Source organism: Zhongshania sp., from assembly GCF_041584495.1.
Lineage (GTDB): Bacteria > Pseudomonadota > Gammaproteobacteria > Pseudomonadales > Spongiibacteraceae > Spongiibacter.
In genome coordinates this window covers 14,047-28,825 of sequence record NZ_JBFHDY010000001.1, presented here as the reverse complement: position 1 = coordinate 28,825, position 14,779 = coordinate 14,047, and the positions used below count along the sequence as shown (strand labels likewise).

The 14,779-nt window shown below is 52.7% G+C and carries 11 protein-coding genes; 4 read left to right on the top strand and 7 right to left on the bottom strand.

Annotated elements, in window-relative coordinates:
• The first annotated feature begins 221 nt into the window (after positions 1–221).
• Together ABYP33_RS00125 and ABYP33_RS00120 are read left to right on the top strand one after the other, a co-directional pair.
• Positions 222–1,442, top strand: coding sequence for an argininosuccinate synthase (locus ABYP33_RS00125; RefSeq protein ID WP_373086868.1), 1,221 nt, complete (start codon positions 222–224; stop codon positions 1,440–1,442).
• A 176-nt stretch (positions 1,443–1,618) separates the two neighbouring features.
• On the top strand, positions 1,619–4,516 hold the full coding sequence (locus ABYP33_RS00120) for a choice-of-anchor I family protein (RefSeq protein ID WP_373086866.1): 2,898 nt from the start codon (positions 1,619–1,621) through the stop codon (positions 4,514–4,516).
• Between the two features lie 53 nt (positions 4,517–4,569).
• Here ABYP33_RS00120 and ABYP33_RS00115 read toward each other — a convergent pair whose 3' ends face one another.
• Both ABYP33_RS00115 and ABYP33_RS00110 read right to left on the bottom strand, forming a co-directional pair.
• Positions 4,570–5,115 (bottom strand): response regulator transcription factor, encoded by a 546-nt coding sequence (locus ABYP33_RS00115; protein WP_373087012.1) that lies wholly within the window; start codon positions 5,113–5,115, stop codon positions 4,570–4,572.
• Positions 5,106–6,356, bottom strand: a complete 1,251-nt coding sequence (locus ABYP33_RS00110; RefSeq protein WP_373086864.1) for an ATP-binding protein — start codon at positions 6,354–6,356, stop codon at positions 5,106–5,108. Before ABYP33_RS00110 ends, ABYP33_RS00115 begins: the two co-directional genes overlap by 10 nt.
• 166 nt (positions 6,357–6,522) lie before the next feature.
• Here ABYP33_RS00110 and ABYP33_RS00105 point away from each other — a divergent pair, with 166 nt between their 5' ends.
• Both ABYP33_RS00105 and ABYP33_RS00100 read left to right on the top strand, forming a co-directional pair.
• On the top strand, positions 6,523–7,551 hold the full coding sequence (locus ABYP33_RS00105; RefSeq protein ID WP_373086862.1) for a transporter: 1,029 nt from the start codon (positions 6,523–6,525) through the stop codon (positions 7,549–7,551).
• An 84-nt stretch (positions 7,552–7,635) separates the two neighbouring features.
• Positions 7,636–8,175 carry a PepSY-associated TM helix domain-containing protein gene (locus ABYP33_RS00100; RefSeq protein WP_373086860.1) on the top strand — a complete coding sequence of 180 codons (540 nt, stop codon included), beginning with the start codon at positions 7,636–7,638 and terminating at the stop codon, positions 8,173–8,175.
• A 24-nt stretch (positions 8,176–8,199) separates the two neighbouring features.
• On the opposite strand, the gene selD is transcribed toward ABYP33_RS00100, so the two are convergent.
• From selD to mnmH, 5 genes are read right to left on the bottom strand one after another with little or no spacing between them, the layout of a single operon-like run.
• On the bottom strand, positions 8,200–10,491 hold the full coding sequence (selD, locus tag ABYP33_RS00095; RefSeq protein ID WP_373086857.1) for a selenide, water dikinase SelD: 2,292 nt from the start codon (positions 10,489–10,491) through the stop codon (positions 8,200–8,202).
• Positions 10,492–10,527: 36 nt separating this feature from the next.
• Positions 10,528–12,018, bottom strand: a complete 1,491-nt coding sequence (locus ABYP33_RS00090; protein ID WP_373086855.1) for a PhnE/PtxC family ABC transporter permease — start codon at positions 12,016–12,018, stop codon at positions 10,528–10,530.
• The gene (locus ABYP33_RS00085) at positions 12,018–12,692 is read right to left on the bottom strand and encodes an ATP-binding cassette domain-containing protein (RefSeq protein ID WP_373086853.1); all 675 of its coding nucleotides are present in this window, start codon (positions 12,690–12,692) and stop codon (positions 12,018–12,020) included. Before ABYP33_RS00085 ends, ABYP33_RS00090 begins: the two co-directional genes overlap by 1 nt.
• The gene (locus ABYP33_RS00080) at positions 12,682–13,548 is read right to left on the bottom strand and encodes a putative selenate ABC transporter substrate-binding protein (RefSeq protein WP_373086851.1); all 867 of its coding nucleotides are present in this window, start codon (positions 13,546–13,548) and stop codon (positions 12,682–12,684) included. Before ABYP33_RS00080 ends, ABYP33_RS00085 begins: the two co-directional genes overlap by 11 nt.
• Before the next feature lie 32 nt (positions 13,549–13,580).
• On the bottom strand, positions 13,581–14,702 hold the full coding sequence (gene mnmH / locus ABYP33_RS00075) for a tRNA 2-selenouridine(34) synthase MnmH (RefSeq protein WP_373086849.1): 1,122 nt from the start codon (positions 14,700–14,702) through the stop codon (positions 13,581–13,583).
• Positions 14,703–14,779 lie beyond the last annotated feature (77 nt).

The following is a 14,779-nucleotide window of genomic DNA, read 5'->3' as shown; positions in this document are numbered from 1 at the left end:
GGGCTTCCGTCGGGATGTTGAATTTGCGCTATTTTTTGTCAGCAATAGCCTTGCCGTCAATAGCCCAGAGCGCATTCATTTCAATAGTTTTACCGCTTTTTTGCTGATCTGGGCAGAAGGCGCAAGCTGGCATGGCGTAGCGGGGCAAAGACCGCTAAAATGACGGTCTTTTTTAATCTCGCAGGCATAGCCGTTTTGCGAGGGCTTCAGCGGAGTGATAAATGTCGGATATCAATAAAGTAGTCTTGGCTTATTCAGGTGGCCTAGACACCTCAGTGATTGTCAGGTGGCTGCAAGATACCTACAACTGTGAAGTGGTGACCTTTACCGCCGATATTGGTCAGGGTGAAGAAGTGGAGCCCGCCCGCGCTAAAGCCAAGGCGCTGGGTGTGCAAGAAATTTACATCGACGACTTGCGCGAAGAATATGTACGTGATTTCGTATATCCCATGTTCCGCGCTAATGCGATTTACGAGGGCGAGTATTTGCTGGGCACCTCGATTGCCCGCCCGCTGATCGCCAAGCGTTTAATTGAAATAGCCAATGAAACTGGTGCCGACGCGATCTCCCATGGCGCGACCGGCAAAGGCAATGACCAAGTCCGCTTTGAGCTGGGTGCTTACTCGCTGAAGCCCGGCATTAAAGTCATTGCGCCTTGGCGTGAATGGGATCTAACTTCCCGCGAAACCTTGATGGCCTATTGCGCCGAGCGCAATATTCCGGTTGATTTTGCTGGCAAGAAGAAAAAATCACCTTACTCCATGGACGCTAACCTGCTACACATCTCCTACGAGGGCGGCAATCTGGAAGACCCATACTGGGAGCCAGAAGAAGACATGTGGCGTTGGTCAGTTAGTCCCGAAGCAGCGCCAGACACCCCGACTTATATCGAAATCGGCTACAAAAGCGGCGACCCGGTCACATTAAATGGCGAGGCGCTTAGCCCTGCTACTATGCTGGCTACGCTAAATAAAATCGGCGGCGACAACGGTGTTGGTCGTTTGGATTTAGTCGAAAACCGCTATGTGGGCATGAAGTCTCGAGGCTGTTACGAAACCCCAGGCGGCACCATTATGCTGCGCGCTCACCGCGCCATTGAGTCGATTACCCTCGACCGCGAAGCGGCACACTTAAAAGATGAGTTAATGCCCCGTTATGCAAAACTCATTTATAACGGCTATTGGTTCAGCCCAGAACGCCGTATGCTACAGGCGGCCATAGATGAGTCTCAGGGTTTTGTTAACGGCGTGGTACGCTTGAAACTCTATAAAGGAAATGTGGTCGTAGTGGGTCGCAAGTCTGACAATTCGCTCTTTGATGAGAAAATTGCCACCTTTGAAGATGACGCTGGCGCATATGACCAAAAAGATGCAGAAGGCTTTATTAAACTAAATGCCCTGCGCTTGCGTATTGCCGCGAATAAAGGCCGCTCTCAGCTGTAATTTATTCGTTAGAAAAAGGGGGCGTTACAGCCCCTTTTTGATTTAATTGGCTTTTGCTTTAGAGCTTCTATTTTAATGATGACTATCGTGATGGTGCCTGATGTACATATTCAGTCGCGCTGTCAAAATGCCGGTATTGTTGGCGCTGGCCCGAATTGTAAATTGGGATGCTATTGATGATTTTTGAATCGCAGATGTACGGACGTAAATTCTGGGCGTTGTCGCTCGCCATCGGCATCCTTGCCACCAGTGCGTGCAGTGGTAAAAGCGATAGTCGGGGCTTCTGGGGTACCGAGCCTAATTCTCGGCAATTTACGATCAACGAATCTTTGGGCAGTGTTGAATTTTCAAAGGGTGCCACAATCGGTAATAGCAAGAGCCTCAGCGTGGCTATTGGCAGTGGCGCGTTTCGAGCACCGAACGAATCCAACGACGTATTTTATAGCATCACTGATCGCGGTCCGACGATTGATTGCGCCGACAGTGAGGCGGTGACGGGCATTGCTAATTTTTGTGATGGTAATCCCGGCACTGTCTTTGCTATTAGTGATTATTCGCCGCAAATTATTAAATGGCAGCTTAGCGGTATTGGTACTGGTTTAACATTGGAGCAGTCCGAGGTTATTACGCTGACTGGCAGCGATGGCGCCGCAATCAATGGCCTGCCTAACCCCTTTACCAGTGCCGCTGTCGAGACGCCTTACGATAATCAAGGCAATGTACTGCCACGCAGTGCCAACGGTATTGATCCTGAGGCATTGGTGCGCTTGGATAATGGTAATTTTTGGATTGCCGAGGAATACGGCCCGAGCTTACTGCTGGTAAGCAGCACGGGCGAAATTATAGAGCGGCAAGTGCCCGCAGGCTTAACGGATCAATTAGCTGGTGCAAACTACCCTGTCAGCGGCAATATTATTCCCGCCATTTTTGAACGGCGCGCAATAGACCGCGGCATTGAGGCCTTAGCGCTGAGTCCAGATAACAAATACTTGTATTTCTTTATGCAGGGGCCCTTGGATAACCCCGCTAATGGCGCAGCTGAATCGCGTATTGTGCGGGTTGCTAAAGTTGAATTAAATGCTGATGGCACGGCGAAAGAAATGGTTGGCGAATACCTTTATCGTTTAGATGCGCCATCGCAATTTGCGATCAAGTCGCGAAGCGAGAACAAGGGTGATCTCGACGGCGATCATTTTGTAGCGCAAAGCGAAGTGACCATAAATGAAGCTATAGCAATCGGTACTGACTACGTGGTGGTGGTTGAGCAGGCCAAGACGGTGAGTAAGTTTTACCGCCTCAACCTTGCCAATGCGACCAATATCTTAGGTGGCCCTTGGGATCAAGAGGCAACAAGCCCAAGCTTGGAGCAGACGAGTTTCCCGACAGACGTCAAATTTATTACCAAACAGCTCGGTTTTGATTCGCTGACTATGCCGCTGCCTAAGGGTATTAGTCCGCTGGCTGAAAATATTGAAGGTTTTGCACTGCTGGACGTCAATTTTGCGGTGGTGCTGAACGACAGTAACTACGGTATTACCGGGCTTAGCAGCACAGTAAAGGTACTGCCGATTGGCGCTTTTGTTGTGATTTCCTCTGCGCCGATAGAGCCAAATTTGGATTACACTAAATCGGCATCTTTTGCCGTGGGCAATGCAATTACCCTGGCCGACGACACCACAAATAAGCATTTATTTGTGGTGAATGCTCAGAACAATAGCGTAGATGTTTTAGACGTTACTGATCCGCTCGCACCGGTATCGGCGACGCCGGCGACCCTCGACCTAGCCGCAGCGGCGACTGACGCGGGTGTTACGCTTGGCGCGCCGAAATGGGTGACCACGTCGGGCTCCCATATTGCAGTGGCCCTGGATAATGACGATCCGCAAGCAAAGGGCATCGTCGCGCTCTATTTATTATCTGACCTTAGCCTAGCGGCGACCTTTGAGGTTGGCGCGTCGCCCAAAATGGCGATTTTTGATTTGCTTGGCAGTCGCATTTTGGTCGCCAATGAAGGCCAGCCAAGTGATGATTTTAGTAATGACCCCGAGGGCAGTATTTCGGTTATCGACCTCAGGGATGGCGTTAATGTCGCAGAAGTTGAAGAAATTAGCTTTGCAGAGTTTAATGTCAGCGGTATTCGTGCCCAAGAATTGCCCGCTGGTGTGAGAGTGCACGCGGGGGCCACGGTCGCGCAAGATCTTGAACCAGAGCACATTGCCGTCACGCTAGATAACACCAAATTGTTTGTTACCCTGCAAGAAAACAACGCGGTGGCCATTATCAATTTGGCTGATAATAGCATTGATCGTATTGTGGCCTTGGGCAGTAAAGACTTCGGCGTCAAAGGCAATGAGTTGGATGTAAAAGCGGATAATACGGTTGATATTCGCAGTTGGCCTGGGGTTTACGGTCTGTACCAGCCAGATGGGGTTGGTGCCTATCGCTTCGCGAATCAAAACTATTTTATTACTGCCAACGAAGGTCGCCCGCGTATCTATTCAGCGTATAGCGATCAGGTCGCTGCAAGTGACCTCGCGGTTGATAATGGCAACCCAAGCGCAACCGCTGCTGCAGACCCTGCCATGCTGGGTGGCCTCAAAGTCAGTAACGAAGACGGCGATACGGACAAAGACAACGATGTTGACGAAATCACTGCCTTTGGTGCGCGCTCGTTTGCAATCTGGAATGAGCAGGGCGAACTGTTGTTTGATTCAGGTAATGATCTAGCTATGGTAACGGCGGCTAGTTTAGGTGCTAACTTTAATGATGCCGACACGGCAAGTCCCTTCAATGGTGCTGCACCCAAGAGCATTGCGCTGGTGTCTAGCCTCAACCGGGTTTATGCCTTTGTGAGTTTGCAGCGTGCCGGCGGTATTGCGATTTACGATATTACCTCACCAATGGGCGTTCAGTTTGTGCAGTACGTGAATAATCGTGATAGCGGTGCGGCGGATAAGGGAGCGGATGGCATCGCGACTTTCTTTATCAATAGCAAAGCCTATCTTGGTGTGGCAAACGCCGAGAGTGATAACGTGCGGATATTTGAGCTGAGCTCGGGTGTCAGCACCGACTAAGTTTTAGCAAAAAAAGGTACAGATAAGGCCATTATCCGCAGCAGATGATGGCCTTATTTTTTTGCGGGTCGCTTTTGTAATTTACGTTGTAAGGTGCGGCGGTGCATGCCGAGCTGGCGTGCAGTTTCTGAAATATTTCCCTCGTTCTCTGCTAGCACGCGCTGGATGTGTTCCCACTCTATGCGGTCTAAGGAGGGTGGGCTGAGCTCGGCGTCGCTCGCGCTGGCTGGGCTGGTTTGATCTTCCAGTGCTGCAAGTATCTCGGTGGTGCTTGCCGGTTTTTGTAAATAATTGTCGGCGCCGAGCTTAATCGCTTCTACCGTGGTCGCAATGCTCGAATAGCCGGTGAGCATCAGCATTTTTATATTGGGAAAGCGCTGGCGCAACACGGGTATTAAATTCAGACCAGAGCGAGTCTCTAATTTTAAATCGACAACCGCCATTTCGGGTGTGAATTGCTCGCACAGCGTAATTGCATGGTCGACACTGTGGGCGACATTCACCATATAACCTCGACGTTCTAATGAACGACGCAGTGAGGCACAGAAACTCTGGTCATCATCGACCAGCAAGATTTTTTCATTATGGTTCACGGGCATACCTTGGCGATTGGTAAACACAATTCCACACGGCTGCCGCCGCCAGCGCGCCGTCGCCAGCGCAGCTCGCCACCGTAACGAATGGCCGTGGCATTGCTCAAAAAGAGTCCGAGTCCCCGCCCCTTGCCTTTGCTGCTGACAAAGGCCTTGCTCATCATCGCCGCTTGCTCAGCACTTAGGCCTGGGCCGCGATCGCTGATGGCAAAAATAATGCAGTGATCCTGCTCCAGCACGTCTAAACGTAGCTCGTCGGTGCTGGTGTCGGCGCCATTACTGAGTAAATTTAAAATAGCCTGGCTCACCGTGCCATCAAGTTTCAGCGTTATTTTGCAAAGCGCGGGGCTGAGTGAGCTGTGCAAATCGCAATCTGGCCGCAGTACCTGCCAGCGCTCTTGGAGCAGGGCTAAATACTGGGGCGCGGGGGTGGTTACTGTGTTGTCTGCGCTGAGGTCTCTCGCCGTGCTAACGAGATTGGTGAGAATGTCGCGGCAGTGATCGAGTTGCTGGCCGAGGGTGGCGAGGTCGGTACGGGTCTCGGCATCAAAATCTTGCTCTGTTAAATCTTCTAGCACTACCTTCATCGTCGAGAGTGGCGTGCCCAACTCGTGGGCAGTGCCCGCAGCAAGGCTGGCTACGGCCAGCAGTTGCTCGTCTTGCAGGCGGTGTTCTCGGCTGCTGGCCAATTCAGCTTCGCGCTGGCGCAGGCTGTGCGCCATCTTAAAAACAAAATAGGTAATTAGCACAGTGCTCACCAAAAAATTGGCCCACATTCCTAAAATATGGGTGTTTGGCGCGCCGCCGTGTTGGTGTTGGTTGGGCGCGACTGCTTCTAGCGGAATAAAATTAAACAGCAGCAAGCTGTAGGCGCCAAAACCGATCGCGCCAAGTAGCCACGTATAAGCCCAGGGCAGGGTTGCGGCAGAGATACACAAGGGCACCAATAAATAAGATATAAATGGATTATTCGCGCCACCAGAAAAATACAAAACCGCACTAAAGCCCAGTGTATCAACGCACAAGTGAATAAATAATTCGACGTCGGTTACTGGCCAGCTTTGGTAGCTCCGCCACCAGCTGAATACCGCAAAGCCAGAAAGTGCACTTAATAACAGTTTTAAGGTGACGTAGGGCAGCATCCAGCCGAGCTGGCCTTCGGCATAAAATACCGCGCCAAATTGACTGGCAATTACCAGGCTGCGAATTAGGCATAGGCCGCGCAAATTAGCGGTATTGGGATTCAACGTTGCTCCCCACATCAAGAAGAATAAAGACCTCAGTATAGCGTTTACACGGTAGCGGCGGGCAGGTGCTGCGACAAAGTGTCGCAGGCCACAGCTAATCTCCCTTGTTAAACTGCGCCTGCGCTAAATTTGCCGTAACCACGCCCAACCTAGATAGGACACTATTATGCGCAAGCTTGCTTTTACTCTGTCGCTACTGGCCGCTGCGCCGGTTCTTGCTCATCAAGATTTAACGTCCGCACTGGCCAGTGGCGCAATTCGTCACGCGCCACTCGGCGTGATGGGTGACCACGTGCATAACACTGGCGAATGGATGTTCTCCTACCGTTTTATGCGTATGGAAATGGCTGGCAATTTAGACGGCAGCGATTCGATTTCCCCTGCCGAAATTACCGGTAGCATGATGGACCCCGGCCCGTATATGGTGGCGCCGCTTAAAATGACCATGGAAATGCATATGCTAGGTGCAATGTATGCGCCTAGTGATACCCTTACCCTTATGGCGATGCTGCCGCTGCTAAATAAAAGTATGGATCACCGCAGCCGCATGGGCGCGGAATTTACGACCGAAACTGACGGTGTTGGCGACGTATCGCTAGCTGCCTTGCTGCGTGTTTATCAAGCCGCAGATAAATCGGCTGGCGTGCATTTAAATCTCGGTGTCAGCCTAGCGACCGGCTCAATTGATGAGCGCGACGACACGCCAGCGATGGCCAATGCCAAGCTGCCCTACGGTATGCAATTGGGCTCAGGTACCTATGACTTAACGCCAGGAGTGACTTATCAAGCCTACTCTGCGCTATACAACTGGGGCGGACAGGCCCAGGCGACTTTGCGCAGTGGCAAAAATGACAATGACTACCGCTTGGGCAATCGCTATGAAGTGAGCGCCTGGCTGGCGCGGAGCTGGTCGCCAGTTCTGAGTAGTGCTGTGCGATTAAAGCACACGAGCTGGGCTGATATTCACGGCGCCGACCCCGACTTAAACCCAATGATGGTGCCCACCGCCGATACCGACGTGCAGGGCGGCGAGCGCAGCGAGTTGCTACTCAGCACTAATTATCAGTTCCGTGCTGGTGCCTTAAAAGGTCACCGCCTTGCCTTGGAGTACGGCGTACCTTTTTATCAAGAATTAGATGGCCCGCAAATGGAAATGCAAGACAGTTTGACCTTAGGCTGGCAGTACGCACTTTAATGAATATTTCACCGAGGGAAAGTAGGCTGGGCTGTGTCTAATACAAATCGACTTCAAGGTATTTGTAATTAAAGGGTTTAGCGTATGTCTCGCCGTTTGCTAGTTTCTATTCATTTGTACCTCGCTGCTTTTTTTTCGCCCATGGTCATTATCATGGCGGTATCGGGCGGCTTGCACTTGCTGGGTGTTAAAGAAGTGATGACCAGTACCGAATTGGGCTATGTGAGTGGCCTTAAGCTCGATGCCGACAGCCCCAGTTTAAGCAGCGATGTGCGCACGGCGCTGCAAAGTCTCGGCGTAGATGCGCGCTTTGAATACGTGAAGGGCAGAGGCGGTGAATTTTCAACGCGGCCAAGCAGTCGTGAACATTATCGTTTAAGCCAGCAAGCCGACGGTGTGGCGATTACGACGGTATCGCCAAACTGGCAGGCGGCGCTGATGGAATTACACATGGGCCACGGCCCGCGCTGGTATAAGTGGTTTGAGACGGCGTTTGCACTGGGCCTGATTATTATTATGATCAGTGGCCTCTACTTGGGCTTAATGAGCGCAGCCTATCGGCGTCAAACTTTGGTGTTGTGCAGTGTTGGCCTGCTGTTATTTTTGGCGCTCGGGTTTTTGTAAAGTCCGCTCTTTAATGCCATTGAATTACACTGTTAGTTCAATGGCGCTCGCCGCCGCCTCATCTCGATAGACCCCACCAACAATGCACGCCGCAGGGTAACCCGCCTCGCGCAAGGCCTGAACACATGTCGTTGCCTGCGCTTGCGGTACGCTCGCTAACATACCACCGGATGTTTGGGGGTCGAATAATAATGGGTACACCGGGTGATTGCGCCATGCCTCAGCATTTTTGACGGCAGCGCCAATCCGCTGATTTTGAGCCTGTAAGCTGCTGCTTATGCCATTTGCTAAACACGCCAGCGCGCCGTCTAGGGCGGGGATGCTGCCGAGCTTTAGCTGGGCAGACAGGCCGCTGGGCTTTAACATTTCAACTAAGTGGCCGAGCAAACCAAAGCCAGTTACATCGGTACAGGCGGTGGCGCCGTGATCGTGGAATATCTTGCCCGCGCTGCGGTTACTGCTGAGCATGGCGGCCAAGGCGCCTTCTAACCATTTGCCTTGAGCCTGTAATTGGCCGTGGGCTGCAAACAAAGTGCCGGTGCCAAGGGCTTGGCTTAGAATTAATACCTCGCCCTCGTGTAAATTAGCTTTGGTGAGTACCGCGTTCTCCGCGGCCAATCCATTTACCACAAATCCAATGCTGAATTCAGCGGCTTCACTGGTGTGGCCGCCAGTCAGGCTGCACTGATTGTCGTTAAGCACTTTTACCGCGCCACTCATTAATTGCAGTAAATCGCGCTCGGTTAGTTTGTTGCCAGCAAAGGGCAGGCTGGCGATGGCCATTGCGCTTTGGGGCTGGGCGTTCATGGCAAACAAGTCACTTAAGGCGTGCTGGGCGGCAATTTGGCCGAGTAAATACGGCTCGTCGATAAAGGCCCGAAAATGGTCGACGCTTTGTAATAGCAATTGTGTCGCCGTGTTCTGATCTTGATTTACCCAGATAGCGGCGGCATCGTCGGGGGCGTCTAGGCCCCAGGCGATATCGTCGCGCTGCACAGGGCTTAACTGCTTAATCACTTTGCTGAGGGTGCTGGCGCCGACCTTGGCGCCACAGCCGCCGCAGCGCATTGCCTGTGCATCGCTCGGGGTTTCGTCGCCGCTAATGAAGGGATCGACAAGCTGCGCCCTAGGCTGATTAGTGCTCATGCTGAGTTCGCTAAACATGGCCATAAAGCGGCGATCAATGTTGTCTTTCCAACGCCACACCCAGTCGCCGCTCAGTGTTGGCCATAAGGGCCGGTGGGCAATGGCGGTTTTTCCGCCCAAGGCCAAAATACTTAAAAAGTCTTGTTGCGGACGATGTTGCTTTAAGGGCTGGCCCAAAAGCTTGCGCTGCAAATTAGCGAATAATACCGGCCCTTGGCGCACTGCGAACACGCCAGCAGCAGGGCGAGGGTGATTCACTTGTTGGGCGGTGTCGCCAGCGGCAAACACAAAGTCGTGGCTGAGTGATTGCAGGCTGTCGTTAATCGCGATAAAGCCATTGGCGTCGCAGGCAAGGCCAGCGTGCCTAGGCCAGTTGGCGGCTTTGGCATTGGTACACCAAAACATATGCTCGCTGTGCAATGAATAGTTTTTATTTTGGCCATCATCTGCGCCTTCAATATCTATGCGCTGGTCGGCGATATTGACGACCTTGGCCTCGGCGTGCAGTTGAATACCCTTGGCCTGCAAGGCTGTCTTCGCGCGCTTGCGGATACGCTGGGGATAGGTTTTGAGTAACTCGGCACTGGAGTACAGCAAGTGGTAGCTGGGCGTGACAATCTCTGGGTATTGGCTAATGGCGTGTTGCATGGCCAGTATTAATTCAACACCCGCGGCGCCGCCACCGACCACACTGATGGCTGCGGGTGTGCTGGCTTTGTGCAGCGCTGCAAGAGTGTGTTGCCAGCGGGGATAAAAATCACTGATCGGTTTCACCGGCGTGGCGAATTGCTCGGCTCCGGCAATACTCAAATCTGGGGTAATGCCGCTATTGATCGACAGCAGGTCGAAGCCAATGGGCGGACGGTCTTTGTCGTTGAGCAGCAGTTGCTTTTGCTCAAGATCAATAGCCACCACGCTGGCCTGTATAAAGCGCGCACCGGCAAATTGGCTGAGCCGCATTAAGTCGATATGGGCGTCGTCAAATTGATAGTGACCGGCAACCAGACCCGGCAACATACCCGAGTAAGGGGTTTGCACCTGCGGCGAGATCACGGTGAGCCGCACGCCAGCCAGCGGCTGCATGCCCCACATTTTTATGACTTGGGCATGGGCGTGGCCGCCGCCGATCAGCACGAGGTCGCGATAGTTCACTGCGGGGGACATTGCCATGCTCATGTATTGTTATCGGCTGTTATTGGTGGTGGCTTACAGGGTCTCAGGGGACGGCCGCAGATGCAATCGCTGGCGGAGGTTGCGGGCGAGCATATCGGCGATAATATTCAGTATAGCGGCGCAGAGAATCAAGAGCAGCGCTCGATCAAAACGAAACTCTTCAAAGGCCGAGTCAATATAAAAGCCCAAGGTGCCAATGCCGAGCATTCCGAGAATGGCTGTCTCGCGCATAATGACCTCCCAGCGGTAGAGCAAAAAGGCCAGAAATTGGCGATAAACCCGAGGCAGTATTTCATAGCTGTAGCGATTGATGCCGGTGCAGGCATCCTCGCGTAACACTAGCTCGCCGCTGTAGCGCCCCAGCAAATGGGCAATGATCGCCCCGTTGTGAATGCCCAACGCCAGTATGGCGGGCAGCATCGATGGCCCCAATAACAACAGGCCGATAAAGGCCAGTAAATACTCGGGCAGGGTGCGAGCAATAATTAGAAAGCCATCACCTAGGCTGCGTTTAAGCGGGCTAAAAAACTGCCGTGAATTAAGCGGAAACCACGCTAGGCTGAGTATGGCGGTGAGCAGTAGGACGATTTGGCTGAGGATTAAGGTGCTGGTCACGCCCGGTACAATTTGTTGTTGCCACAGCATTGCCAACCAGTCGAACACGGCGACATAATCAATATTCGTTTTATTGCGCAGTGGCGCAGGAATAATATCTTCGCTAAGAAAGCGCGCAATATTTGCCCAGCTGAAATGCGCGGTGGGCGGCAAGTAAATAAGTGCGGCAATTAAATACACTGGCAGCGGCGCTTTTTTTAGCCACCAGCGCAGGCTAAGCACAATGGCCAGCAGCACATAGAGCAGCGCGGCGGCGTCATTATACTGGCCGTTGCCCAGTGCAGTTTCTAAATGGTAGCCGAGGGTGGGCAGGCCAACAAAACCTAAAACAATGCTCGAGCGAATGGCGCACTCAAAGCGGTAGCTGGTGTATTGCAGCAGTGGTCGCCATGCCAGCGGCAGGGTAGTGTAGAAAAAGGCGCTGAGCCCTGCGCTCTGCAATAGGTTGTTGCGCGGCGCGGCCTCGGTCTCTTCAAATAATTCGCCGTAAATTTTTGCTAGGGTGCCGGCATAGGGAATGGCAATGGCGAGCAAGCCAGTGAGCGGCGATAGCCCAAATAATTGAATAAAAATCAGCGCCCAAAACAATTCATGAATTGCGCGTATAAAAGCGCAAAAGCCGCGCACTAGGGGGTGGCGATACAGAAGCGCCAGTATAAACCCCGCTGTGCTGGCCAGCGCCATACCCTGCAGGGCAAAGGCGAGGGTGTTAAAGGCGCTGCTGGCAATTTCGCGATAAGACCAAAAATTGGGCGCCATTAGGCCTTGGCCCATGCGCAGTAATTCTTGGCCGGGGCTGGCGCGGTGAATGTCGATGTCGGCAAACAGCAGGGCGATAAAGCCGGTCAGGGCCAGCCATAAACTTAATTTAAGTCGGGTATTGTTGTGGGAGTGAGTTTTAACGTTCATTACGCTTGATACAGCGCAGCTAGTTGCTCGGCGGTTACCTGCGCACTCGGCAAATCAAAGGCAATGCGGCCGTCTTTTAAGCCGATAATCCGCTGACAAACGCGCAGTGCTTGTTGAGTATCGTGCAGGGCGAGCACTATGGTCTGATGGCGCTGGCAGATCAGACTGAGCATTTTGTCTGCCTGTATGGCGTCGACTGCCGACACTGGCTCGTCGCCAATAAAAATGGTCTGCTGCTGATACAGGGCGCGGCCAATAGCCACGCGTTGCTGCTGGCCGCCAGAGAGTTCGTCCACCCTGCGGTGCAGTTCATCACGTAATTCAACACTTTCCGCCAATACTTGTATCTCGGTCTTTGGCCCAGCGAAGGGCCGCAGTAAATTAGCGAGGTTGTAGAGCGAGGAACGTCGACTGAGGCCACCCATATACATGTTGTGATAGGCGCTGAGCATGGGCACCAGCCCCGCATGTTGCGGGCACCAAGCGACCTTCGTCGCTTGCAGGCTGCGCAAATGTTTAAGCAGGGTAGACTTGCCCGCCCCAGAGGGGCCGACCAATGCCACGCTTTCGCCTTGGCGAATAGTCAGCGACGCGTCTTTGAGTACCGTTTGTTCACGGTACTTTAAACTAATATTGTGTAGCTCGAACATAGCGGGTTTAGCTCTATTCGGCATCCATCAAGCCAATGGCCATGGCGGTGTCTTTAATCGGCTGATAATCGTCGTTAGTGGCTTCAACAAAAGACTGGCGGGGGAACGCGGCGAGAATCTCAGCGTCGCTAATATTCAATAAGCTCTGTTTAACTTTGGCCTTAAAGCCAGCGCCCCAGCGCGCGTCCACGTCACCGCGAATACTCCACTGATAATCGGGGTAGCTGGGGGTTTGCCAAATAACACTCACTTCACTTGGGTCGATAATGCCCGCGGCGAGTTCGTCTTCCCACACTTTGTAATTGACCGCGCCAAGTTCATAGGCGCCAGACTGTACTAGCGCAATGGTGCGGCTGTGGTCGTCTGAAAAACCCACCCGTGTAAATACTTGCTCTGGGGATTTTTTGAGATGCTCGCGAATATAAAATTCCGGCATTAAGCGGCCAGAGGTAGACCCCTTGGCGCCAAAGGTAAATGTCTTGTTAGCGATACCCGCTGGAAAATCGTCAGACTTGCTCAGGCCGCTGCGCTTATTGGCAATTAGGTAGGTCACAAAAAACTTATCTTCGTAGCCTTGAGCAATGGCCTCACTGCCTGCCACGAGTTCCCGCGCCTGTACCCCAGACAAGCCGCCAAACCAAGCGAGCTGTACTTGGTTGTTGCGAAATGCGGTTACCGCTGCGGCATAGCTTTTGACCGGCACGTATTTTACTTTTACGCCCAGTTCTTTCTCTAAGTAAGCTGCAACTTTATCAAAGCGTTCTTGCAGGCGCGACTCGTCCTGATCAGGAATGGCCGTAAAACTAAAAGTCTCAGCAAGGGCACTAAGACTAATCGAACTTGAGACGAGCAGCGCTGTTAAAACAGTCAATAACCGCACGGGATTCTCCTGTAGAGAGTGAGTAAAGGGAATTATGTTGGCGTGTAAAGTTGTGCCCAAGCCACGATCTCGTCTTTGTTGCCGCGAAAAATTTCGCGGCCATCGCGACGGCTTTGTTGGTAGTCGTACATGGGGTCGTAGTAATTGCTTAGTAATACTTCTATGCCGGGGCGAAAGCTATCGGCATTGCCGGTGTTTTCGAACTCGCTGAGCGCGGCGCTGAATATAGCCGTTAGCGCTTTGTGGCGGTCACCGCCGAGACGTTTGCGAATACGGTTGAGGTTGCCAAGAATTTGCTCTCGGAATTTTTCGCTGCCCAGCTCTTCGCCAAAGGCTTGGATGTATTCCGGCCGCGCGCTAAGCACGTACTCCTCTAAGGCGATGTCGATTCGTTCTTCAAGCGGGGTTTCCAATACGGCCAGTGGCGCCTGTTGCATGGTGGCCTGCAGCTCAAGCGGCAAGGTCACCGAGCCAATCATATGACCCTCGTCTTCGGTGAACAATGGCGACTGGGGGTGGGCGTCGCGCAGCTTTAAAACCGCAATGCTCAAGGTGTTTTCAAAATCAATCTGTGCGGGTTGAGGCTGAACCTGACGGCCAAAGGCCGAGCCGCGATGATTGGCGAAACCCTCTAAATCAAAACTGCGGGCAATGCGTTGGATAACCCGTGTTTTGCCGCTGCCGGTGCGGCCTGAAACGAGCACTAGCGGCGTGTTAGCTTCGCGCAAGGCGGCACTGTGGATGTCTAGCTCATCAATTAAAAAGCGGCGCATGGCTTTGTAGCCGCCGGTGATTAAGGGGTAATCAATACCGGCTTCGGCAATGAGTTTTTTACTGAGATTGGAGCGCAAACCGCCGCGAAAACAATATAAGTAGCCCTCGGGATATTGCTGAACATAGCGCGTCCAGTCTGCAATACGCTGGGCTTGAATTGCGGGGGTGGCCAGCTTCCAGCCAAGTGCAATGGCGGCATCTTGGCCCTGCTCTTTATAGCGGGTACCAATAACATGCCGCTGCTCATCGTCGAGCAGTGGAATATTAGTGGCGCAGGGGAAGGCACCTTTATTGAATTCCACCGGCGCACGTACGTCCAACAAGGGAATGTCCTTGAGGAAGAGCGTGCGGAAATCATCGCTATTGCTGCGCTTGGTCATAAGCTTGTATTTAATTGAGAGGGCAGCAGTCTACGCTGAATAGCTCACGGAGAGAAGTTGGACGCGTGTGGGGGTGA

Coding starts and splice junctions, on each gene's coding strand:
- ABYP33_RS00125 (WP_373086868.1), top strand. CDS start 222: ATGTCGGATATCAATAAAGTAGTCTTGGCTTATTCAGGTGGCCTAGAC.
- ABYP33_RS00120 (WP_373086866.1), top strand. CDS start 1,619: ATGATTTTTGAATCGCAGATGTACGGACGTAAATTCTGGGCGTTGTCG.
- ABYP33_RS00115 (WP_373087012.1), bottom strand. CDS start 5,115: ATGCCCGTGAACCATAATGAAAAAATCTTGCTGGTCGATGATGACCAG.
- ABYP33_RS00105 (WP_373086862.1), top strand. CDS start 6,523: ATGCGCAAGCTTGCTTTTACTCTGTCGCTACTGGCCGCTGCGCCGGTT.
- ABYP33_RS00100 (WP_373086860.1), top strand. CDS start 7,636: ATGTCTCGCCGTTTGCTAGTTTCTATTCATTTGTACCTCGCTGCTTTT.
- selD (WP_373086857.1), bottom strand. CDS start 10,491: ATGGCAATGTCCCCCGCAGTGAACTATCGCGACCTCGTGCTGATCGGC.
- ABYP33_RS00090 (WP_373086855.1), bottom strand. CDS start 12,018: ATGAACGTTAAAACTCACTCCCACAACAATACCCGACTTAAATTAAGT.
- ABYP33_RS00085 (WP_373086853.1), bottom strand. CDS start 12,692: ATGCCGAATAGAGCTAAACCCGCTATGTTCGAGCTACACAATATTAGT.
- mnmH (WP_373086849.1), bottom strand. CDS start 14,702: ATGACCAAGCGCAGCAATAGCGATGATTTCCGCACGCTCTTCCTCAAG.